At 60.5% G+C, this 21,738-nt stretch carries 13 protein-coding genes; 10 read left to right on the top strand and 3 right to left on the bottom strand.

All coding sequences use genetic code 11. The annotated features are described in order from the left end of the window. Positions 1 to 485 precede the first annotated feature (485 nt). Positions 486 to 1,232, bottom strand: coding sequence for a hypothetical protein (locus HHJ06_RS07660; protein WP_215428759.1), 747 nt, complete (start codon positions 1,230 to 1,232; stop codon positions 486 to 488). A gap of 225 nt (positions 1,233 to 1,457) precedes the next feature. Here HHJ06_RS07660 and nspC point away from each other — a divergent pair, with 225 nt between their 5' ends. Together nspC and speA are read left to right on the top strand one after the other, a co-directional pair. Next, positions 1,458 to 2,660 (top strand): carboxynorspermidine decarboxylase, encoded by a 1,203-nt coding sequence (gene nspC, locus HHJ06_RS07655; protein ID WP_215428758.1) that lies wholly within the window; start codon positions 1,458 to 1,460, stop codon positions 2,658 to 2,660. 23 nt (positions 2,661 to 2,683) lie between these two features. Beyond that, positions 2,684 to 4,621, top strand: coding sequence for a biosynthetic arginine decarboxylase (gene speA, locus HHJ06_RS07650; RefSeq protein ID WP_215428757.1), 1,938 nt, complete (start codon positions 2,684 to 2,686; stop codon positions 4,619 to 4,621). 61 nt (positions 4,622 to 4,682) lie between these two features. Here the strand turns inward: speA and HHJ06_RS07645 are convergent, their stop codons facing one another. Beyond that, positions 4,683 to 5,774: a tyrosine-type recombinase/integrase gene (locus HHJ06_RS07645; protein WP_215428756.1), complete on the bottom strand. Its 1,092-nt coding sequence runs from the start codon at positions 5,772 to 5,774 to the stop codon at positions 4,683 to 4,685. A gap of 34 nt (positions 5,775 to 5,808) precedes the next feature. Here HHJ06_RS07645 and HHJ06_RS07640 point away from each other — a divergent pair, with 34 nt between their 5' ends. The 4 genes from HHJ06_RS07640 (at position 5,809) to HHJ06_RS07625 (ending at position 14,858) form a co-directional block, all read left to right on the top strand. Beyond that, on the top strand, positions 5,809 to 6,051 hold the full coding sequence (locus HHJ06_RS07640) for a hypothetical protein (protein ID WP_215428755.1): 243 nt from the start codon (positions 5,809 to 5,811) through the stop codon (positions 6,049 to 6,051). Positions 6,052 to 6,099: 48 nt separating this feature from the next. Continuing rightward, positions 6,100 to 8,238, top strand: coding sequence for a glycoside hydrolase family 2 protein (locus HHJ06_RS07635; protein ID WP_215428754.1), 2,139 nt, complete (start codon positions 6,100 to 6,102; stop codon positions 8,236 to 8,238). A 21-nt stretch (positions 8,239 to 8,259) separates the two neighbouring features. Then, on the top strand, positions 8,260 to 12,129 hold the full coding sequence (locus HHJ06_RS07630) for a glycoside hydrolase family 2 TIM barrel-domain containing protein (RefSeq protein ID WP_215428753.1): 3,870 nt from the start codon (positions 8,260 to 8,262) through the stop codon (positions 12,127 to 12,129). Positions 12,130 to 12,278: 149 nt separating this feature from the next. Continuing rightward, positions 12,279 to 14,858: a glycoside hydrolase family 2 protein gene (locus HHJ06_RS07625; protein WP_215428752.1), complete on the top strand. Its 2,580-nt coding sequence runs from the start codon at positions 12,279 to 12,281 to the stop codon at positions 14,856 to 14,858. Here the strand turns inward: HHJ06_RS07625 and HHJ06_RS07620 are convergent. Next, complete coding sequence (locus HHJ06_RS07620; protein ID WP_251841461.1) at positions 14,853 to 16,232, bottom strand: replication-associated recombination protein A; 1,380 nt, start codon at positions 16,230 to 16,232, stop codon at positions 14,853 to 14,855. The two genes, HHJ06_RS07625 and HHJ06_RS07620, sit on opposite strands and share 6 nt — an antisense overlap. A 223-nt stretch (positions 16,233 to 16,455) precedes the next feature. Between HHJ06_RS07620 and HHJ06_RS07615 the strand changes: the two genes are divergently transcribed. The 4 genes from HHJ06_RS07615 to HHJ06_RS07600 all read left to right on the top strand — a co-directional run bounded on the left by HHJ06_RS07615 (position 16,456) and on the right by HHJ06_RS07600 (position 21,721). Continuing rightward, a complete protein-coding gene (locus tag HHJ06_RS07615; protein WP_251841460.1) occupies positions 16,456 to 18,051 on the top strand; it encodes a beta-N-acetylhexosaminidase in 1,596 nt (531 codons plus the stop codon). A gap of 412 nt (positions 18,052 to 18,463) precedes the next feature. Next, positions 18,464 to 19,147, top strand: a complete 684-nt coding sequence (locus HHJ06_RS07610; protein WP_215428749.1) for a hydrolase — start codon at positions 18,464 to 18,466, stop codon at positions 19,145 to 19,147. 89 nt (positions 19,148 to 19,236) lie between these two features. Continuing rightward, on the top strand, positions 19,237 to 19,839 hold the full coding sequence (locus tag HHJ06_RS07605) for an antibiotic biosynthesis monooxygenase (RefSeq protein ID WP_215428748.1): 603 nt from the start codon (positions 19,237 to 19,239) through the stop codon (positions 19,837 to 19,839). Next, positions 19,826 to 21,721 carry an amidohydrolase gene (locus tag HHJ06_RS07600; protein WP_215428747.1) on the top strand — a complete coding sequence of 632 codons (1,896 nt, stop codon included), beginning with the start codon at positions 19,826 to 19,828 and terminating at the stop codon, positions 21,719 to 21,721. Before HHJ06_RS07605 ends, HHJ06_RS07600 begins: the two co-directional genes overlap by 14 nt. Positions 21,722 to 21,738 lie beyond the last annotated feature (17 nt).

Here is a 21,738-nt window from a genome sequence, read left to right as displayed (position 1 = left end):
CAGGTCCCGGCGAATGTGCCTCCGGTGAAAGGTGGCGAATTGGGATGTCCCGTTTTTGGAAGGGCATCCGGCTTTTTGTCGTCTCCGCCGTGCGGAGCGCTGGTAAAGGGGGGGACGAGTGATGCCCGTTCCCCGCGGATAAACGTGTGAGTGAGTCTTTGCGTCTTTCCCGGCGGCCGGGTTTCCTCCGCTGGCGGCAGCAGGCTGAGACCGGAAGAGTGTCTTCCTTTCCTGTGGTTTTTCCCGCAAGCCGGGATGAACGGAGATGTGAGCCTCTTCCAGCCCGACTTACGGAAGCGCAGACCATTTCAGAACCGGGCTGTTCACAAGGGTTACAAGGGCTTTCCCACCATGGGGAATGGTTTAAAAGTAACAGCAAACTTGCCGTTGTTCCGGAAGAACGGGGATAGAAAACACCCCGCCGTGCATGCCGGCGGGGTGTGATGGAAATGGTGGCGATGGTGTCCCCGGAAGGGGCAGGCATCTTAAAAGTCGTCCGTAGCGGCGTCATCCGTCGCCGTGGCGTCGGTGTCTTCAGCAGCGTTGTCCGCAGCGGGCGTTTCTTCCGTGCCGGTGGAGTCTGCGTCATCGGCAGGCGTTTCTTCCGTAGCGGCGGGTTCCGTGGCGGGAGCGGCCGCAGGCTTGGCGGCTCCAGCTGCCGGAGCGGTTTCCTTGGGCGGAACAACCACCTTCACGGCGGGCGGCGCCGGGACGGGCGTGTTCAGGCCGTCAGCCTTGCGGGTGCTGACGCGCAGGCCGTCCGCATAAGCCAGGTTTTTCAGGATGGCATAGCCCAGGGCCGGGGCCTGGTCCGTGGTGTTGACCAGCATCTTGAAGTGGTTGTTGACGGACATCTTGCGGGCGTCCCTGCCGTTGCGGAAGGGAACAATGCCGATGAGGTTGCCGTCATTGTCAATGCAGAGCGCCCAGTAGGAGCGGTCCACCTGGATGAAGTATTGCGGGCGGATGTAGTCCATCGTCTTCCATTCAGCCCCCTTGATGTATTCCTCCATGGCGCGGCGCGCGTTGGCCGGCATGCCGCCCCAGTCGGCATAAACCCTGCTGGTCAGCGTTTCACGGCCGTTATACCCGTGTACGGAGACGTTCTGGGCGGTAGCGAATTGGCGGGCGTAGCTCTGCGGAGAGGTAGGTTGGCAGGAGCTGGTGAAGAGCGCTGCTCCGGCGGTCAGGAGGCAGGCTGCTGCGGTGGTGAAGGGATGAATGTTAGTCATGGCAATCGCAATGGTTACGTTATAAAAGAGGAAAACACATCCCATTTCAAGGAAAAGAATGCAGGAAGAGGCGATTTGTAGCGTTTTTTAACGTTTCCGTTTGATCGCGGGAGCGGGCTCTGCCGGACCGGGAGACCCCGGCGGGAGCCTCCCGGAAGGTATGATGGGGGATTACTCAAATTTTACTCGCAAATCGTTGGGAATCGCTTAGGTTGTCGTTGCTTTATGTCCGCCTTCGTCATCAGCCAGACTGCCCTGGAACGCAACGCCCTTATCCTGAGGGACGTGGCGGAGGCTGCGGGGTGCCGCATCGTGCTGGCCTTGAAAGGTTTTTCCTGCTGGCCCTGTTTTGATGTCCTGGAGCCCCTGCTGGACGGCTGCTGCGCGTCCGGTCTGTGGGAGGCCCGGCTGGCCCGGAGCAGGTTCGGAAAACACGTGCTGACGTATTCCCCGGCGTATGCTCCGGAGGAGGTGGCGGAGCTGGCGGAGATTTCCAGCCACCTTGATTTCAACAGCCTGACGCAGTGGGCCCGTTTCCGGGAGGAGGTGATGCGGCATCCCCGCTTTCTTTCCGGAGAGCTGAAGTGCGGCCTGCGCGTCAATCCCCGGTTTTCCACCGGGCATACGCCCCTGTATGATCCCTGTGCGCCCGGCTCCCGCCTGGGCATTGCGCCGGACGTGATGCAGGGGGCGGATTTGACCGGAATTTCCGGCCTTCATTTCCATACCCTGTGCGAGCAGGGCGCGGAAGACCTGGCGGCTACGCTCGGCGCGGTGGAGCGCCACTTCGGCCACATCCTGTCCCGCCCGGAGATTACCTGGCTGAATATGGGCGGCGGCCACTGGATCACCAAGCCCGGCTATGACCGGAATCTGCTGGCGGAGCTTGTCCGCGGCATCCGCGCGCGCTACGGCGTGGACGTGTGGCTGGAACCGGGGGAAGCCGCCGCCATTCATACGGGGGTGCTCCGGTGCAGGGTGCTGGATGTTTTTTTCTCGGAAGGGATGGAGCACGCCATTCTGGACGTTTCCGCGTCCGCCCACATGCCGGATACGCTGGAGATGCCCTACCGTCCGGACGTGTTCCAGATTTTAAAGGACCCCTCCCTGCGTTCCGGACAGCAGCCCGCCGTGCGGATGGAGGGGGAAAGCTACGCCCTGGCGGGGAATGCCGGGGAAGGCGCGCATACGTACCGCCTGGGGGCGCCCACCTGCCTGGCGGGAGACCGGTTGGGGGATTATTCCTTTGCGGAACCCCTCGCCGCGGGCGACGAGCTTGTTTTTGACGACATGGCGCATTATACGATGGTGAAGACGACGTTTTTCAACGGCGTGCGCCATCCGGATATTGCGATCCAGAAAAAGGACGGTTCCGTGGAGACGGTACGCCGTTTTTCCTATGAAGATTTTGAGGCCCGCCTGGGCTAGAACATTTGACCAGACAGATTGACATGGCAGCATCCAAAGAAGGCATCAAGCAGAAAGTCCGGGGCTGGAGTCATCATGATTCCGCAGATTTGTACGGCATTGACGACTGGGGCAACGGATATTTCCGGATTAACAAGAAAGGGGAGGTCACCGTGCGCCTGAATGACGAGGACGGCGGGAAGAAGGACATCAGCCTGTGCGACCTGCTGGAAGGCCTGAATGAGCGCGGCACCACCGTTCCGGTGCTGTTCCGTTTCCGCGACCTGCTGCGCAGCCGTATTGCAGAGCTGAACGAGAGCTTCCGCAAGGCGATCAAGGAGGCGGATTACAAGGGCAAGTACCAGGGCGTATACCCCATCAAGGTGAACCAGCAGCGGCAGGTGGTGGAGGAGATTGCGGAGTTCGGCACCAAGTATGATTACGGCTTGGAAGCCGGTTCCAAGCCGGAGCTGATTGCGGCCATGGCGCACATGCATAATCCCAACGCCTACCTGATCTGCAACGGCTACAAGGATGACGAGTTTATTGACCTGGCGCTGACGGCCCAGAAGATGGGGCTGAATATTTTCATCGTGCTGGAGATGCCTTCCGAGCTGGACGCCGTCCTGCAACGCGCCCGGAAGATGGACATCCGCCCCAATCTGGGCGTGCGCATCAAGCTGGCGGCCAAGGGTTCCGGCCTGTGGCAGGAGTCCGCGGGGGACAAGTCCGTCTTTGGCCTGAACGCCGCTCAGGTGGTGGAGGTGGTGGACAAGCTGAAGCAGATGGATTCCCTGGACTGCCTGAAGCTGCTCCATTACCACCAGGGGTCCCAGATTCCGAATATTTCCGTGGTGCGCGAGGGGTTGACGGAGGCCGCCCGCATTTACGTGGACCTGGTGAAGGAAGGCGCGCCGCTGGGCACGCTGGACATGGGCGGGGGCCTGGCTGTGGATTATGACGGGTCCAAGACGAATTTCCATTCCTCCTGCAACTATTCCATCGCGGAGTTCGCCCGTGACGTGGTGGAGGTGGTGGGGGACATGTGCACCAAGTACGAGGTGCCCCACCCCACGCTGGTGACGGAGTCCGGCCGCGCCGTGGTGGCGTATTATTCCGTGCTGGTGTTCAACGTGCTGGATGTGACCAGCGCGCCGGGCGAGGAACCGCCCCCGGATTTGCCGGAGGATGCTCCGGAGCTGCTGAAGGCTTTTGCGGATACGGACCGGACCCTGGCCAGGAAGAACATGCAGGAGTGCTACAATGACGCCTGCTATTACCGGGACCAGCTGCGCGCCCAGTTCTTTTACGGAAACGCCACCCTGCGGCAGCGCGGGCTGGGAGAGGCCTATTACTGGCATATCCTGAGCCGCATTTCCCGCATGCTGGCGGAGATGGAAACCATTCCGGAAGACCTCCGGGAGCTTTCCTGCTCCATGGTGGACTTTTATTACGGCAATTTTTCCCTGTTCCAGTCCCTGCCGGATTCCTGGGCCATACGCCAGCTTTTCCCCGTGATGCCTCTGCACCGCCTGAATGAACGGCCCACGAACAAGGCCGTGCTGGCGGACATTACCTGCGACTGCGACGGGAAGATAGACCATTTCATTGACCGGGAGGACGTGGCTACCGCGCTGCCCCTGCACGCCATCAAGCCCGGGGAGGACGATTACTACATCGGCGTATTCCTGGTGGGCGCCTATCAGGAGACCCTGGGGGACCTGCACAACCTGCTGGGGGATACGAACGTGGTGGGCGTGCACCTGGAAGGCGGCCGCCCCGTTTATACCCATGAGGTGGAGGGGGACACGGTGGCCGACGTCCTTTCCTACGTGGAGTATGATCCCAAGGAGCTGATCAACAAGTTCCGCACGTTTGCGGAACAGGCCGTGGCGGATGGGAAAATCTCCCCGTCCGAACGCCGGAGGGCCCTGGAAGTGTTCCGTTCCGGACTGAACGGCTACACCTATTATGAATTATAGGGGCAGGCCTGCCTGGGAAAGGGGGGAGGCCGCCTCAGCCGGAGCCTCCGTCCCCTCTCCGTTATTGCGTCTGTTCCTCCGGCGGTTCCGTTTCTGAAATCACCTTGGCGGGAGTGAGTCCCCAGAAGCGCGTGGCCGTCTGCGGGGAAATCCCTTTCATGTTCAGGTACCGGGTGCGGAGCAGGGAGGAGGAGCGGTGCCCCATTTCCATCTGCAGCAGGTTGTAGTCCTTGAAGTGCTTGGCATGGTAGCTGGCATAGGTGTGCCGCAGGCAGTCCGGCACCCATGATCTTTTTCTGCCTCCCCAGCCCGCGTTTTTGCGGATCTTGCGCCACTTGATCGTCCAGCCCTTGGGGCAGATGGGCGTATTCGGCCCCGGCTTGGTCCTGTCACGGCAGAATTTGAGCCATTTGGCAAGCACGGGCAGGATGGTCACGTGCCGGGCGCCTCCTGTCTTGGTGTGCTTGGAGTTCAGGATCACGCAGCCGTCCCGGATGGCGATGTTCTCCCAGAGGAGCCGTTCCACTTCCTGCGGGCGGATGCCTGCAAAAATCATCAGGGCCGCTCCAGCCACGCAGCTCCCGTCAAATTCATCCATGCACGTTTTGAGGAGCAGGGTCACGTCCTTCAGTCCCAGGGCAGGGATTTCCTGTTCCCGCAGGAACGGGGTGTCCACACGGAGGATGGGATTTTCATCACACCAGCCGCGCTTGACGGAGAAGGAGAAAATGCCGCTCAGGATCAGCCGCGCCTTGTGCCGCTGGCGCGACGTGGTGAACGTGTTCATCAGAATGCTCTGGCATTCTTCCACGGTGAGGTTCCTGAGGGGAGTATCCTCCAGTTCCGGATTGCTCTTCTTGAGTTTGTGAATGATGCTCTTGATGTCCGTCAGCGTCCGGGGGCGGCGGTGGCTTTTGGAACGCAGGCATTCCGTGGCCGCCGTCCCGAAGCTGACGGTATGGTGTTTGTTTTTGATGGCGTTCAGCCCCAGGGTGACGACTTCCCGGCACCGGTTGATGGTGCAGATTTCATCCCCCAGGGCTTCCTTGATTTCCAATACAAGCCGTGCCGCCTGGGTCAGGGTGACTGATTCCCCTTCCAGAAGGGCGGTTCCAACATATTTTAGTTTATTCGTTTTCGGTACTTTTCTCATACAGGTTCATCGTGTTTGTACAAACACGGTTTTAATGAAAAAGGCCATCCTTATAGTAAAGAAAACTTATGCTTTCCATCGGAAAACGCGTATCCGTCAAGGATATGTTGTAACTTATGTTTTCTTTGATCCGATCGGAAAATCAAAGTTTCTGATGGTGCAGGGACCGAAAATGTTAGAAAGCATGGTTCCGTACATTGAATATCAAAATGAACGCTATTCGTCAGGCGTCAGTAAATTTTTGTTAGGCCGGGAAGAAGGCCTCCCGGAAGGATGAAAGTATTTTACATGCCTGGACGTATGAGGTACACTATTCCACTGTATCATGAACATCAGAATCCTCTCTTTCAACGTATCATGTGCCGGGCTGTGCTGTGCCTTGGGCTCCATCCTGGCGGCTGATGCCCGTGAAGTCCATCCTTTGAACGGTTCCTGGGACTACAGCTTCAACGGGAGCCCCTCCGTGAAAGTGACGGTGCCCCACACCTGGAACGCGGAAGATGCCGCGGACGGCGTGAAAGGGAAGCGCGGAGACGCCAAGTCCGTCAACAGCGACGTTTACCGGCGCGGCCCCGCCGTTTATACCCGTACTCTTCCGGTGGCTCCCAAGCCGGGCAAGAGGTATTTCATCCGCGGCGGGGGCGCCAGCATCGTTTCCGAGGTTTCCGTCAACGGGAAGCCTGCCGGCAGGCATGAGGGGGCATTCACCGCATTTTGCTATGAAATCACCCCTCTACTGAAAAAAGGCGCCAATACGGTTTCCGTGCTGGTGGACAATACGCAGCGGGACCACATCGCGCCCCAGCGCGGGGATTTTTCCATGTTCGGCGGACTGTACCGGCCCATTGAACTGATTGAGACGGACGGCGTCTGCATTGACCCCCTCTTTTACGCCTCTCCCGGCGTTTTCATTACTACGAAGTCCCTGGACAAATCCAAAGCGGAAGTGGAGGTGAAGACCCTTCTGAATTCGGACGGGAAGGCGGGGGACGTGGATGTGGCCGTGGAAATTCTGGACATGAAGGGCAGGAAGGTAGCCGGAAAGACAGTGAAGGCCGCCGCCGGGGAAAAGAAGAATCTGGAAGTTCCCGTAACACTGGCGATTCCCAATCCCGTGCTCTGGAACGGTGTCAGGAATCCCTACCTCTACCAGGTGAAGACCTCCGTCAGGACGGCGGACGGCCAGACGGATGAAATGGTGCAGCCGCTGGGGTTGAGGACCGTTTCCGTCAATCCCAAGGAGGGGTTTGTCCTGAACGGAAAACCCATGCAGATCAAGGGAGTCAGCCGCCACCAGGATGTGAAGGGGAAGGGCTGGGCGCTCTCCCCGGAGGATGAGGAGCGGGATATCAGGTTGATTGCGGACATGGGGGCGGACGGTTTGAGAACGGGCCACTATCCCGCCTCCAGCAACGTTTACGACCTGTGCGACAAGACGGGGCTGGTCGTCTGGTCCGAGGTGCCCAACGTCAACCTGGTGCGTGATACGCCGGAGTTCCGGGAGAATAACCGCCTCCAGGCCCGGGAGATGATTTACCAGCACTGGAACCATCCCTCCATCTGCATGTGGGGTATTTTCAATGAGATAGGCCACCAGCCGGAGGCTTCCTCCAAAGGGGTGGACATGGAGGCCGAATTGACGGAACTGAACAAGTTCGTGAAGGAGACGGACCCCTCCCGCATGACGGTGGCGGCCAGCAACCAGGCGGGCCGCAGGAAACTGAACAATATTCCGGACCACATCGCGTTCAATACGTATCCCGGCTGGTACGGGGGCGGCCCTGAAACCATGAAGGGCAACCTGAACGGCTACATCCGCGACTACGGCGGCAAGATGGGCATCGCCGTCAGCGAGTACGGCCATGGCGCCAGCACGGGCATGCATGAGAATCCGGCAAAGAGGCCGTCCCCCACGGGATTCTGGCATCCGGAGGAATGGCAGTCCCAGGCGCATGAGATCAATTACAAGTGCATCAGGGAGAGGCCCGAGGTGTGGGGCTCCTTCGTCTGGAACATGTTTGACTTCGGCTCCGCCTCCCGCTTTGAGGGGGAAAGCCCCGGCATCAACGACAAGGGGCTGGTGACCTACGACCGCAAGACGCCCAAGGACGCCTATTTCTTCTACAGGGCCAATTGGAGCCCGCAGCCGACCGTGTACATTACGTCCCGCAGGTTTGCGGAGCGCACGGAAAAGACGGTGCCCGTGAAGGTTTACAGCAATGCCCCCATGGTGAAGCTGGCCGTCAACGGGAAGGCCGCGGGAAGCGTCAAGCCGGATGAATTGAAGCGCGCCGTCTGGCCTGAAGTAACTCTCAAGCCCGGCGTCAACACCATCACGGCCACGGCCTCCGTGGGCGGGAAAACGTATACGGATTCCTGCAAATGGACCCTTAAGCCTTCCGGCGAGGAAGGGAAGAAGGGTTCCGAGCGCTATCAGGACCCGTCCATCAACAAGTATAAGTAACCATTCAGCACCCAACCAGAAATGAAGACGGCACGAGCATTCCTGTTTTCCATGATGTGCCTGGCCCCGGCCCTCCCCCTGCTGGGGGAGGCCCCGGACTGGGAAAATGAAGAGGTGACGGGAATCAACAAGGAGGCTCCCCGTGCCTCCGTTCTCCCGGCGGCAGACAAAACGCTGAACCTGAACGGCGACTGGAAGTTCAAGTTTTCCATGACGCCGGACAAAAGGCCCGCCGATTTCTTCAAGCCTTCCTATTCCGTTTCCGGATGGGATACGATCAAGGTGCCTTCCAATTGGCAGCTTGCGGGCTATGGAACGGCCATTTACACGAACGTTCCGTATCCTTTCAAGCCGAATCCGCCCAAAGTGATGGGGGAACCGCCCAAGAACTGGCCGGCATACAAGGAGCGCAATTCCGTAGGCTCCTACCGCCGGGATTTCAACCTTCCCGCCTCCTGGAAGGGAGAGCAGGTGATGATCCGGTTTGACGGTGTGGAGTCCGCCTTTTACGTGTGGGTGAATGGCCGCAAAGTCGGCTATTCCGAGGATTCCTATACCGGCGCCGAGTTCAACCTTACTCCCTACGTGAAGCCGGGCAGGAACACGATTGCCGTGGAGGTGTACCGCTGGAGCGACGGCTCCTATCTGGAGGACCAGGATTTCCTGCGCCTTTCCGGCATCTTCCGGGACGTGACCCTGTTTGCCCAGCCGCAGGTGCACGTGCGCGACCTGTTTCTGAAGGCGGGACTGGACAGGAAGGATTACGCGGCAGGGACGCTGGACGGAACGTTCACCATCCGCAATTCCGGCAGTAAGGACATCCCCGCCGGAATGAAGCTGGATTATTCCATTGAAGGGGTTTCCACCAGGTTGAACTGGGAGGGCGGGAGCGGCTTCGGTCGCGTGCAGACGGACAACAAGGGAAAGCTGGATTCCGGCACGCTTGAGGTTCCCGCCATTCCCGCCGGAGGCGAGGCGCAGGTTTCCCTGAAGAAGGAGTATCCCGGCGTGAAGCCGTGGACGGCGGAAACGCCCAACCTGTACAAGGTGACTTATTCCCTGAACGGGAAGGACCCCCGGTCCGTCAACATCGGGTTCCGTTCCGTGGAAATCGCTGACAACGGGGCGGTGCTGGTCAACGGGAAGGCCGTCAAGTTCAAGGGCGTCAACCGCCATGAAGCGCATCCGGACTACGGGCGCGCCATTCCGCGGGAAGTGATGGAAAAGGACGTGCAGATCATCAAGGCGCATAACATCAACACCGTCCGCTGCTCCCACTATCCCAACCATCCCTATTTCTATGAGCTGTGCGACCGCTACGGCCTGTATGTGATGGACGAGGCCAACTGCGAAGCCCACGGCATCCGCAACAGCGGCATGGACATTTCCCGGAAGCCTTCCTGGAAGAAGGCCCATGTGGAGCGCAACATGAGCATGGTGCACCGTTCCAAGAACCATCCCTCCATTGTGTTCTGGTCCCTGGGCAACGAGTCCGGCAACGGCCCCAACTTTGTGGCGGCCTCGGAAGCCATCAGGGCCTATGACGATACGCGCCCCCTTCATTACTGCGAATTCCCGCACGGCCACAAGGCCGTGGATATGGATTCCGCCATGTATCCGCCCGTGGACCGGGTGGAAAACTGGGGGAAGCAGAAGACCTCCCGCCCCTTCTTCGTGTGCGAGTACGCCCATTCCATGGGGAATGCCCTGGGCAATTTCAAGGAGTACATGGAAGCCTTTGAGTCCTCCCCGCGCATGGTGGGCGGGGCCATCTGGGATTTTGTGGACCAGTCCCTCCGCGCCAACCCTGCCGGAAACGGCATTTACAAGCCCGCGCCCTTCAAGGGCGTGACGCAGGCTTACGGCGGCATGTTCGGGGACAGGCCCAACCAGGCCAATTTCTGTGACAACGGCATTATCCTGGGCAACCGGAACACCACGGCCAAGACGAAGGAGGTGAAGAAGGTGTACCAGTACATGGCCTTTGACCGCAAGGACGGTGCCCTGACCGTGCTGAACAAGTACTTCCACAAGCCGTTGAAGGGGTATGCGCTTTACCTGGTTTCCCTCGCGCCCGGAGGCAATCATGCCGTGGAGCGCATGGCGCTGCCGGAAATAGCTCCCGGCAAGTCCGTGACGGTGAAACTGCCTTCCGCCGCCATGCAGACGGGTTCCCTGATGGTTCTGGCAGACGCCCGGTTCAAGCTGCCGGAAGACGTGAAGGAGCTTTCAGCCAAACAGCTGGAGCACGTGGCGGACGAGTGCGAAGCTTACGAGTGGTTCCCGGCGACCGTGGAGAAGGAGGCCTCCGTGAAGGCTCCGGCGGTTCTTCCCGCCGTCTCCGTGCGCCAGGGCGATCCCGTGGTGGTGCAGGGGAAGGGCTTTTCCGCCTCTTTCAAGGACGGGATGCTTTCCGCTCTCCGGTACGGCAGCCAGGACCTGATTCTGCCCGGCTATCCGGTGGCGCTTCAGGCGTACCGTTCCCCGGTGGATAACGACGCCTGGATCAGGGGCAAGGTGGAAGGGAAGATGAAGATGCAGAACATGAAGGCGGAGTATTCCGATGTGAAGGCCGCCGTCATTTCCCCCGGCGTGGCCCGCATCACGGCGCAATTCCGGACGAAAGGCTCCGACCTTTCCTTCTCCGGGGAGGTTGCCTGGACGGTGTTCGGCAACGGCATCATCAATGCCTCCGTCAGAATGTATCCCTCCGCCAAGGGGGAAGAGCTTCTGCGGCTGGGCGTCACTTTCGGGATGCCTGCCGCCTATGACCAGGTGGAGTACCTGGGACTGGGGCCGTGGGACAATTACCGGGACCGCCGCACGAGCTGCTGGAAGGACGTCTTCCGCACTTCCGTGGACGACATGTTTTTTGCCTATTCCCGGCCCCAGGACATGGGCAACCGCATGGAGACAGACTGGGTGGCGCTGTCCAAACCCAAGGCGGCTCCCGCGCTATGGGTGGGGTCCGCTTCTCCCAGGGCTCCGCTGGAGGTGTCCGTCCTGCGCTATACGCCTAAGGAGCTTAACAACGCCAAAAGCCTGGACAGGCTGCCGGAGAAGGACAAGGTGATCGTGAATCTGGACGCCTTCCAGATGGGGCTGGGCGGTTCCTCCTGCGGGCCGCGCCCCCTGGCGAAGTACCAGACGCTGAGCGAAGCCACCCCCCTGGGCTTTGTGCTGGCTCCCACATCCGCCCTGCTGAACCTGGCGCGCGCGGGCCTGGGCGTACCCCATTCCCCCGTGATTGAACGGGACGGGGACGGCATGGTCAGCCTGGTTTCCTCCACGCCCGGAGCGGAGATGAAGTATTCCGTCAACAAGGGGCCGGAAAAGACGTACCGGAAGCCCTTCAAGCTTCCCGAAGGGGAAGTCAGGGCCTGGGCTGCCGCCGGGAAGTCCGGCAAGGTGCCTCCCACGTCTCCCGGCGAGCGGAAATTCCCCCTCGTCAAGGGGCAGGGCGAATGGAAGATTCTGAGCGCTTCCTCGGAAGAGCCGGATACCGGGTTTGCCCACTTCGCCATTGACGGGAATCCGGATACCTGCTGGCACACGTCGTACACGAACGGCCTCCCGGGCTTCCCCCATTCCATTGCCGTGGACATGGGAACCAGGATGAAGTTCACGGGGTTCATTTACACGCCCAGAATGGACAAGGACAAGGGCCTCATCAGCCAGTACGCGTTCTCCGTTTCCGATGACGGCCAGAACTGGAAGGAAGTGAAGAAAGGCCAGTTCACGTACCATTATATCAGGAAGGACCCCGCGGTTCAGCGCATCGACTTCGGCAAGCCTGTGGAGGCCCGCTATTTCAAGCTGGATGCCCGGTCCCCGGTGAAGGGCGGTGAGCAGAGCGCCACCGTGGCGGAACTGAATATCATCACCCAGTAACGGATCCGCGGGAGCGCCTTTTTCCCGAATGAAGGCTTTTTCCAGCCGTGCAGCCCGGAAGGGGTGCACGGCTTGTTGTTGTGGACGCTTCAAGGTGCGGAAATGTTTTTTGATTGAAAGAAAGAGCACAGGGGAGTGGTAGCATACACATGTTCAAGATTATTGCCTGCATGCTGGGCGCCGCCGTTCTGAGCCTCTCCGCGGCTGGTGCGGAAACAGGCGTTTCTACCGCTGGGGAAGCTTCCTCCCCCTGCAAGAGGATGGTCTGGAACCGCGGCTGGGAGTTCCGGCTGGAAGACGAACCCGGAAAGAGCGGCTGGCAGACGGCGCATCTGCCCCATACGTTCAGCCTGCCCTATTTCATGTCCGACTCCTTTTACACGGGGCGTGGCTCCTACCGCAAGAAGCTCGTTGTGCCGGAGGAATGGCTGGGGCAAAAGGTTTTTCTGGATTGCGGCGCAGCCTTCCAGGTGGCGGAGGTGACGGTGAACGGGAAGGCCGCGGGCAGCCATGAGGGGGGGTATACGGCATTCCGTACGGATTTGACGCCTTTCCTGAAGCCCGGAGAGAATTGGGTGGAAGTGCGCGTGGACAACCGCTGGAGTCCCCGCATCGCCCCGCGGGCCGGGGAGCATACTTTTTCCGGCGGCCTGTACCGGAATGTGCATCTGCATGTGTGTTCCCCCGTGCACATTCCGGCCCACGGCGTGTGGGTGCAGACGCCGGAAGTGACGCCCTCCCGCGGGAAGGTGTGCATCCTGACGGAGGTGAAGAATGATTCCGCGGAAATGAAGAAGTTTTCCGTGCGCCACACCGTGCGCGAGGAGAAGGGCGGCCGTGTGGTTTTGCGCGGGGAGAAGCCCGTGAAGCTGGCCGCGGGAGGGGCGGACCGCATTCAGACGGACCTGCCTCCGCTGGCCGCTCCCAAATTGTGGAGTCCGGCAGCGCCCAACATGTACCGCGTGACGACGGAGCTGGTGGACGAGAAGGGGAAGACGCTGGACCGGACTGAAAGTCCCCTGGGTTTCCGCTCTCTGGAGCTGACGGCGGACCGGGGCATGCTGATTAACGGGAAGCCCGTTTATCTGCATGGGGCCAATGTGCACCAGGACCATGCCGGGTGGGGGGATGCCGTGACGGATGCCGGGGCGCGCCGTGACGTGCTGCTGATGAAGAACGCCGGGTTTAATTTCATCCGCGGCTCCCATTATCCCCATTCCCAGGCTTTTCTGGATGCCTGCGACCGGGAGGGCATGTGCATGCTGAATGAAGGCATTTTCTGGGGCATGGGCGGGTTTAAGAAGGACAACCGCTACTGGAATTGCGACGCCTATCCCTCCGATGAAAAGGACCGGGCCGCTTTTCAGGAAAGCTGCATGCGCCAGGTGAGGGAAATGGTGCTGCAATTCCGGAACCATCCTTCCGTCGTCATCTGGAGCATCAGCAACGAGCCGTTTTTCACCCAGCATGCGAAGGAGTCCAGGGAATTGTGCGCCAGGCTCATTGCGCTGGTGAAGGAGCTGGACCCGACGCGCCCCGTGTGCGCGGGGGGAGGCCAGCGCGGGAATTTTGACAAACTGGGGGACCTGGCTGCTTTCAACGGGGACGGCTCACGCGTGAAGACGCCCGGAAGGCCCAGCATGGTGACGGAATACGGTTCCGTGAGCTGCAAGAGGCCGGGAGCGTACGCGCCGGGCTGGGGGGACATGAAGAAGGACAAGGACGCCGGCGTCCGCTATCCCTGGCGCATTGGCGAGGCGGTCTGGTGCGGGTTTGACCACGGCAGCATCTGGCCCTCCGGCGGCCGCATGGGCATTGTGGATTATTTCCGCATCCCCAAGCGCGCCTGGTACTGGTACAGAAATGAGTTCAAACGCATTCCCCCGCCGGAATGGCCCGTGAAGGGAACTCCGGCGCAGGTGAAGCTGTCCGCGGACAAGAAGGTGATCAGCCCGGCGGACGGCACGGACGACGTGCACGTGACCGTGAAGGTGGCGGACGCCTCCGGCAGGCAGATAGCCAATGCCGTTCCGGTGACGCTCACGGTGGAGTCCGGCCCCGGGGAATTCCCCACCGGCAAGAGCATCACGTTCACGCCCGGAACGGACATTGACCTCATTGACGGCTGCGCGGCCATTGAGTTCCGGTCCTATTATGCCGGGAAAACGGTCATCAAGGCCTCTTCCCCCGGATTGAAGGGGGACAGCCTCCAAATCGTTTCCCGGAAGGCCCCGGCGTACATGGCGGGCAGGAGCGCGGAAACGGAGGACAGGCCCTACAAGCGTTTTACCGCACAGGAAAGGGACGCCCAGCTGGCGCGGTACGGCCAGTCCGGAACCGGGGAAAAAGCCAATCTGGCGGCATTGAGGCCCTGTTCCGCTTCATCCAATGTCCAGGACGCGATGAAGGCCTCCGACGGGGACGGCGCTTCCGCATGGAAGCCGTCCGCGGATGACAAGGCGCCGTGGTGGCAGCTGGACATGGAGTTTGAATTCCGCCTGGACCGGGTGGAGGCGAAGGCCGCCGGAAACTGGAAGGGTCAGCCCCCCGTGGTGCAGATCAGCAGGGACGGCAACACCTGGAAGGACGTCAAAACCGTTCTGAACAAGGATGGGACGGGGCTGACCGCAGCGTGCCCGGAGGACGCCGGAGCCAGGTATGTCCGCATCCGGCTGTCGCCGGGGCAGGGGATTGCGGAAGTGGCCGTATGGCCGGCGGATGCCTCATGAGGGCTCCCGTTCCTCCGGAGCGGGGGGCTTTTTCCGGCCTCTCCGCGTGCCGGAGCCGCCGGAATCCTCTTCCGCCCGCTGGCGGCGCAGCTTGTCCCAGTATGCCAGCCGCTTGTTGATTTCCCGCTCAAAGCCCCGTTCCGGCGGCTTGTAGAACTGGCGGCGGGGCATCTTGTCCGGAAAGTAGTTTTGGCCGGAGAAGGCGTCCGGGGCGTCGTGGTCGTACGCGTAATTCTTCCCGTAGCCCAGCTCCTTCATCAGTTTGGTGGGCGCGTTCAGGATGTGCGCCGGAGGCATCAGGGAGCCGTGTTCCCTGGCCGCCTTCCGCGCCGCGCCCCAGGCGGTGTAGGCACTGTTGGATTTGGGGGCGCAGCCCAGGTAGATGACCAGTTCCGCGATCGCCAGTTCTCCCTCCGGGGAGCCCAGGCGTTCATAGGTGTCCCACGCGGCAATGGCCATTTGCAGCGCGGCGGGGTCCGCCAGGCTGATGTCCTCCATGGCGAAGCGGGTCAGGCGGCGCAGCAGGTAGAGCGGGTCTTCTCCGCCCTGGAGCATGCGTGCGGCCCAGTACAGGGCCGCGTCCGTATCAGAGCCGCGCAGGGATTTGTGCAGGGCGCTGATGAGGTTGTAATGGCCCTCCCGGTCCTTGTCGTAAACCGGGGCGCGCTGCTGGACGATTTTCAGCAGGGCTGCCGTGTCCAGCGTTTCATCAGGCTTGCAGAGGTCAAAGACGCTTTCCATCAGGTTGATGAGGTAGCGGCCGTCCCCGTCCGCCAGTTCAATGAGGGTGGCGCGCGCCTCCGGAGCGAGCGGCAGCTTGCGCTGGAGAAGTGATTCCGCCCGCTCAATGATGCTTTCCAGCGCCGGAGCGTCCAAGGAATGCATGACGAAGACCTTGCAGCGGGACAGCAGGGCGCTGTTCAGTTCAAAGGAGGGGTTTTCCGTGGTGGCCCCCACCAGCGTGACGGTTCCGTTTTCCACGTAGGGCAGAAAGCCGTCCTGCTGCGCGCGGTTGAACCGGTGGATTTCATCCACGAACAGGAGGGTTCCCTGACCGTATTCCCGCCGTTTGGCGGCTTCGTCAAAGGCTTTTCTCAAATCCGCCATGCCGGAGAAGACGGCGGAGAGCGCGACGAAGTGCATGGACGTGCGCGTGGCCAGGATGCGCGCCAGCGTGGTTTTTCCGCAGCCGGGCGGTCCCCACAGGACAAAGCTGGTCAGCTTGCCGGAGTCCGCCATGAGCCGGATGGGGCCGCCTTCCCCCAGCAGGTGGTCCTGGCCCACGATTTCCTCCAGGGCGGCCGGTCTCAGGCGGTCCGCCAGCGGCCGGTCCGCGAAGGCGGCAAAGAGGCCCGGCGTATCGTCTTTTTTCATGTTCTCCATCATACGCCGCGGGAAAAAGGAAGGCAAGGGGCGCATTATGGCATTTCAGGCGGACGGGGCGGGATGGCGTGTCATGGAGCGGGAGGCTTGCGGGCCGCTTTTGACGGGATTGAGGAAAAGGCGGGAGGAAAAGAAAGACTCCCGGGGGAAAGGGTGTATACTGGACATGATGTTCCGCCGTGTTTTCCCTTTATTCCTTTTCCTGTTCTCCGGTATGTACTGCCTGTCCGCGAATGCGCAGGACCGGATTATTCCCCGTCCCGTATCCGTCAAGGTTGCGGACGGGAACGCGGCAAAGCCCGTGAGGCTGGATGAAGGCACGCACATCGTGTGCCGGGAGAAGGACGCCGGGTTTTTGCGGCAGGCCCGTCTTTTGCAGCAGTTTTTATCACGCGGAACCGGACTTTCCCTGGCGGGGGAGAGGGGCGCAGGAATCATCCACATTGAAAAGGACGCTTCCCTGAAACAGTACGGGCCGGAGGCGTACCGCCTGGAAGCGGCGCCCGGAAGCATCGTGATCAAGGCCGCAGCCCCCAGGGGAGTGTATTATGCCGGGCAGAGCCTGGCGCAGATGCTGCCTGCCGCGTTTTTTGACGATGGCGCGGACAAGGGGGCCGTAAGCTGGACGGTGGCGGAGAAGCCTTTTTCCATGCTGGATTACCCGCGGTTTGCGTGGCGCGCCTTCATGCTGGATGAAGCAAGGCATTTTTTTGGAGAGGAGGAGGTGAAGAGGCTGATTGACCAGATGGGGCTTCTGAAGATGAATATCCTGCACTGGCATTTGTCCGACGATGCCGGATGGCGCATCCAGATTAAAAAGTATCCCAGGCTGACGTCCATCGGCGGCAAGCGGAGGGATACGGAGATAGAGACGTGGGGGAGCGGCAAGTATGAGGGCAAGCCCCATGAAGGTTTTTATACGCAGGAGCAGATCAGGCGCATCGTGCGCTATGCGGCCGACCGGAATATAACGATTGTACCGGAAATAGATATTCCGGGGCATTCCGCCGCGGCCACGTTCTCCTACCCGGAATTGAAGTTGTCCGCCAAGCCCGTGACGGAGGTTCCCGTCAGCTTCAATGACGGAACCGCCTTTGACCCCACCAACGAGCGGACCTATCAGTTTCTGGGAGACATCATGACGGAGCTGGCGGCCCTGTTTCCCGGCGGCATCATCCACATTGGCGGCGACGAGGTGCGTTATAAGAAGTACTGGGCGGGCGTCCCCCACATTGAGGAGTTCATGAAGAAGAAGGGCATCAGGAATTTCCCGGACCTTCAGATCATGTTTACGAACCGGATTTCCGGCATGCTGGCGAAGAAGGGAATAAGGATGATCGGATGGAATGAGATTCTGGGGTCCGACGTGCACAATGACGGCGGCCAGGGGGCCGCGCTCGGCAAGCTGGACGGGAAGGCCATTATCCATTTCTGGTACGGCTCCGACAAGATTGCCGCCAAGGCGGTTGAAGACGGCCACCAGGTGGTCAATTCCACTTCCCACATGACTTATATGAACAAGGGTTACGACAAGCTCCCCTTGTCCAAATCCTATTCCTTTGAACCCGTTTTTGCAGGGTTGAAGCCGGAACATCAGAAGAATGTCATCGGCCTGGGCTGCCAGGTCTGGACGGAATGGATTGCGGATGTGGAGAAATTGCACCGTCATGTGTTCCCCCGGATTGCCGCTTATGCGGAGACGGGCTGGAGCCGGAAGGAGGACAAGGATTTTCAGGATTTCCAGAGGCGTCTGCCGGGTTATGAGAAGATTCTGGACGCCGCAAGCATCAAGCACGGGGAAGGGAAGTAGTTTAAATCACGCCGTAGCGGCTCGCGCCCCGTGGCGCAGCGGCGTTTCTTCCGGCAGGGGCGTGTTGGGATTTTCCTCCCCGGCGGGGCCGGGCTCCTGTGCCCGGGCGATTGTTTCGCGCCATTCCGGCTGCTCGCGAATGGCAAGGGCGTGATTTCCGGAGATGAGGGAGTCTTGCGCGGGGCGATGACTGTCTTTTTTCCGAAGGGGCCGTTACCGCTTTCAGCTCCGGTCCGGCGGGGAACGGAGCCTCTTTTCAGGAGGCCTGCCGCTTTTAACGGTTTGGCTCACTCTGCCATGGCGTCAACAAAAACGGGGAAACCGGCCTCCAACCAACCATGGGCTAGCAGTTTCAAGACCTGCCGATGTCCCGCTTTTACCAATTAAATAAGATTATAAGGAGAATAAGACGATGTCCCTGATATCCTCACATTATCATCAGCTTTACACGCCGGAAGACGCTGCCGTAGTTTTCATTGACCACCAGCCGCAAATGACCTTTGGCGTAGCCAGCATCAACCGTGCCGACCTGATCAATAACGTCATTTTGCTGGCGAAGGCCGCCAAGCTGTTCCAGGTGCCCACCGTGGTTACAGCCGTGGAAACGGAGGCTTTTTCCGGTTATGTCTGGCCTCAGCTTCTGGATGTTTTTCCGGGCCAGCATGTTATTGAACGCACGTCCATGAATTCCTGGGATTCAGATAAGTTCCGGAAGGCCATCAAGGCCACGGGCCGCAAGAATATCCTCCTTACCGGACTCTGGACGGAAGTGTGCGTCGCGTGGCCCGCCATTGAAATGATCGGCGACGGCTATAATATTTACGTGGTGGAGGACTGCTGCGGCGCCACCTCCAAGGACGCCCAGAAGGCGGCCCTTTCCCGCATCGTCCAGGCGGGCGGCACGCGGCTGACGACCATCGGCGCTCTTCTGGAGTTCCAGCGCGACTGGAAGAACAAGGAGCATTACGATGCCCTGATGAATCTGCTCAAGCAGCAGGGCGGCGCTTACGGCGTGGGCGTGGAGTACGCCTACACGATGGTTCACCATGCTCCCCAGTCTGCCCTGTCCCCTCAGGTAGTGAAGCATGACGCCTGAATGTCCGCAGCGTTTTTCCGGCGTGCCTTCCGTTGACGCGGAGCGTGCGCCGGAGGAAAAATCCTGAATATACCTCAGGCATGAACGCCATGAATCCTTCAGAAGAGGTGACCGTTGTGGTGCGCCGGCATATTCTGCCGGGGCATGAAGGCCAGTTTGAGCACGCCATGCGGGATTTCGTCAATTTTGTGCTGAGCTGTCCCGGGCATGTGGGCATCAGCGTCCTGCGGCCCTCCGACGGAAACGGGGAGTATGTGGTGGTGGACCGTTTTGCGAGCGCCGCCGCCAGAAAGGCCCTGGTTTCCTCCCCGGAGTACGAACGCTGGATGAAACTGCTGGGAGCCCATACGGAGGGGGAAGTCCATATCCAGGAGATGAACGGCCTGGACGCCTGGCTGAACCAGCCGGGCACCCCGATGATGACGCCGCCGCGCTACAAGACGGCGGCGGCTACCTATCTGGGCGTGTGCCTGGTCATCTTTCTCCTGAACGTCACCGTGGGAGGGCCCATCCGCGCCCTGCTTCCCGCGTGGCTTTCCTTTTTCCTGTTCAATGCCTGTGTGGTGGCTCTGCTGACCTGGGTGTTCATGCCGCTGATCAGCGGCATGCTGTCTCCCTGGCTTTTCAAGACGCAGGCCGCAACCGTTCCGGGAACAACCCCAAACCATGAGGAAAACGATGAAAAACAATGATAAGGTTTACGCCGATTTGATGATTTCAAACGGCAATGTAGCGACGCTGGATGAACGCGGCACGATGGCCCGCGCCGTAGCCGTCAAGGATGGAAAAATACTGGCCGTGGGGTACGACGAGGATGTGGCCAAGTACAAGGGGCCGGATACCCGGGTGATTGACGCCGGAAAAAGGACCGTCATTCCCGGCCTGAATGATTCCCACCTTCACGTGATCCGCGGCGGCCTGAATTACAATATGGAACTGCGCTGGGACGGCGTGCCTTCCCTGGCGGACGCCATGCGCATGCTCAAGGAGCAGGCCCGCAGAACGCCGCCGGGACAGTGGGTGCGCGTGGTGGGCGGCTGGAGCGAGTTCCAGTTTGCGGAACGCCGGATGCCTACGCTGGAGGAGATCAATGAGGCAGCGCCGGATACGCCCGTTTTTGTGCTCCACCTGTACTGCCGCGCCATGCTCAACAAGGCTGCCCTGCGCGCCTGCGGGTATACGAAGGATACGCCCAATCCTCCGGGTGGGGAAATCCAGCACGACAGCGAGGGAAATCCCACCGGCCTGCTGATTGCGCGGCCAAACGCCACCATTCTTTATGCCACGCTGGCCAAGGGCCCCAAACTGCCCCTGGAGCACCAGATCAATTCCACCCGGCACTTCATGAAAGAACTCAACCGCCTGGGCCTGACCAGCATCATTGACGCAGGAGGCGGCTATCAGAATTACCCGGAAGACTACCAGGTGATTGAAGAGCTGCACAAGCGCGGGGAAATGACCGTGCGGATTGCCTACAACCTGTTTACCCAAAGGCCCAGGGAAGAGAAGGAGGATTTTGCCAGGTGGATCAGGATGACCAAGCCGGGAGAGGGGGACGATTATTACCGCTGCAACGGAGCGGGTGAAATGCTCGTCTTTTCCGCCGCGGATTTTGAGGACTTTCTGGAGCCGCGTCCGGACCTTCCCGGAGACATGGAGTCCGAGCTCAAGGGAGTGGTCAGCCTGCTGGCCGCCAACAAATGGCCCTTCCGGCTGCACGCCACGTACAATGAAAGCATCTCCCGTTTTCTGGACGTGTATGAGGAGGTGAACCGGGAGATTCCCTTTGACGGGCTGCACTGGTTCTTCGACCACTGCGAGACTATTGACGAGAAGAACCTGGAACGCGTCAAGGCGCTGGGCGGCGGCATTGCCGTGCAGTGCCGCATGGCGTACCAGGGGGAATATTTCATGGACCGTTATGGAAAGGAGGCGGCGGAACATACGCCGCCCGTGCGCAGGATGCTGGAAATGGGCATTCCCGTGGGCGCCGGAACGGACGCCACGCGCGTGGCGAGCTATAATCCCTGGGTTTCCCTGTACTGGCTGACCACCGGGAAGACCGTGGGGGGAGAGCCGATGTACCGTGAGGAGGACTGCCTTTCCCGTGAAGAAGCCCTCCGGCTTTATACGCAGGGAAGCACCTGGTTTTCCTCAGAAACGGGCAGAAAGGGCGCGATTGTTCCCGGACAACTGGAGGACATGGCCGTGCTGAGCGAAGATTATTTCACCGTTCCGGAGGAGGAGATCAAGGGGATTGAATCCGTCCTGACCATCATGGACGGCAGGATTGTTTATGCCGCGGGACCGTTCAAGGATTTGGACCCGGCGCCCATTCCGGTACTGCCGGAGTGGTCCCCCGTTGCGGCGTTCGGCGGTTACGGCGCGCCCCTGGACCCGAAGAAGGCGGCCAGGGCGGGCGTGCCTTTCCAGCCGGAGCACCGGCATTCCTCACACTGCCATGAGCACGGCTGCATGCATTCCGCATTCATGCTGATGGAAGGCGCGGCAAATGCGTCGCGGCCCAGGTATTCCGATTTCTGGGGGTCCGGGTGTGGTTGCTTTGCGTTCTGACGGTAAATGACGCGAAG

It is taken from the genome of Akkermansia muciniphila, from assembly GCF_018709685.1.
In the GTDB taxonomy this organism is placed as follows: Bacteria; Verrucomicrobiota; Verrucomicrobiia; order Verrucomicrobiales; family Akkermansiaceae; genus Akkermansia; species Akkermansia muciniphila_E.
The sequence above is the reverse complement of the archived record's forward strand: the minus strand, read 5'-3'. Positions and strand labels throughout refer to the sequence as shown.

What these genes read in the sequence shown, in the direction of transcription:
- speA (WP_215428757.1), top strand. Translation starts at nt 2,684, where the DNA reads ATGGCAGCATCCAAAGAAGGCATCAAGCAGAAAGTCCGGGGCTGGAGT.
- HHJ06_RS07660 (WP_215428759.1), bottom strand. Translation starts at nt 1,232, where the DNA reads ATGACTAACATTCATCCCTTCACCACCGCAGCAGCCTGCCTCCTGACC.
- HHJ06_RS07600 (WP_215428747.1), top strand. Translation starts at nt 19,826, where the DNA reads ATGAAAAACAATGATAAGGTTTACGCCGATTTGATGATTTCAAACGGC.
- HHJ06_RS07640 (WP_215428755.1), top strand. Translation starts at nt 5,809, where the DNA reads ATGAAAAAGGCCATCCTTATAGTAAAGAAAACTTATGCTTTCCATCGG.
- HHJ06_RS07620 (WP_251841461.1), bottom strand. Translation starts at nt 16,232, where the DNA reads ATGAAAAAAGACGATACGCCGGGCCTCTTTGCCGCCTTCGCGGACCGG.
- HHJ06_RS07625 (WP_215428752.1), top strand. Translation starts at nt 12,279, where the DNA reads ATGTTCAAGATTATTGCCTGCATGCTGGGCGCCGCCGTTCTGAGCCTC.
- HHJ06_RS07630 (WP_215428753.1), top strand. Translation starts at nt 8,260, where the DNA reads ATGAAGACGGCACGAGCATTCCTGTTTTCCATGATGTGCCTGGCCCCG.
- HHJ06_RS07615 (WP_251841460.1), top strand. Translation starts at nt 16,456, where the DNA reads ATGTACTGCCTGTCCGCGAATGCGCAGGACCGGATTATTCCCCGTCCC.
- nspC (WP_215428758.1), top strand. Translation starts at nt 1,458, where the DNA reads ATGTCCGCCTTCGTCATCAGCCAGACTGCCCTGGAACGCAACGCCCTT.
- HHJ06_RS07635 (WP_215428754.1), top strand. Translation starts at nt 6,100, where the DNA reads ATGAACATCAGAATCCTCTCTTTCAACGTATCATGTGCCGGGCTGTGC.
- HHJ06_RS07605 (WP_215428748.1), top strand. Translation starts at nt 19,237, where the DNA reads ATGAATCCTTCAGAAGAGGTGACCGTTGTGGTGCGCCGGCATATTCTG.
- HHJ06_RS07610 (WP_215428749.1), top strand. Translation starts at nt 18,464, where the DNA reads ATGTCCCTGATATCCTCACATTATCATCAGCTTTACACGCCGGAAGAC.
- HHJ06_RS07645 (WP_215428756.1), bottom strand. Translation starts at nt 5,774, where the DNA reads ATGAGAAAAGTACCGAAAACGAATAAACTAAAATATGTTGGAACCGCC.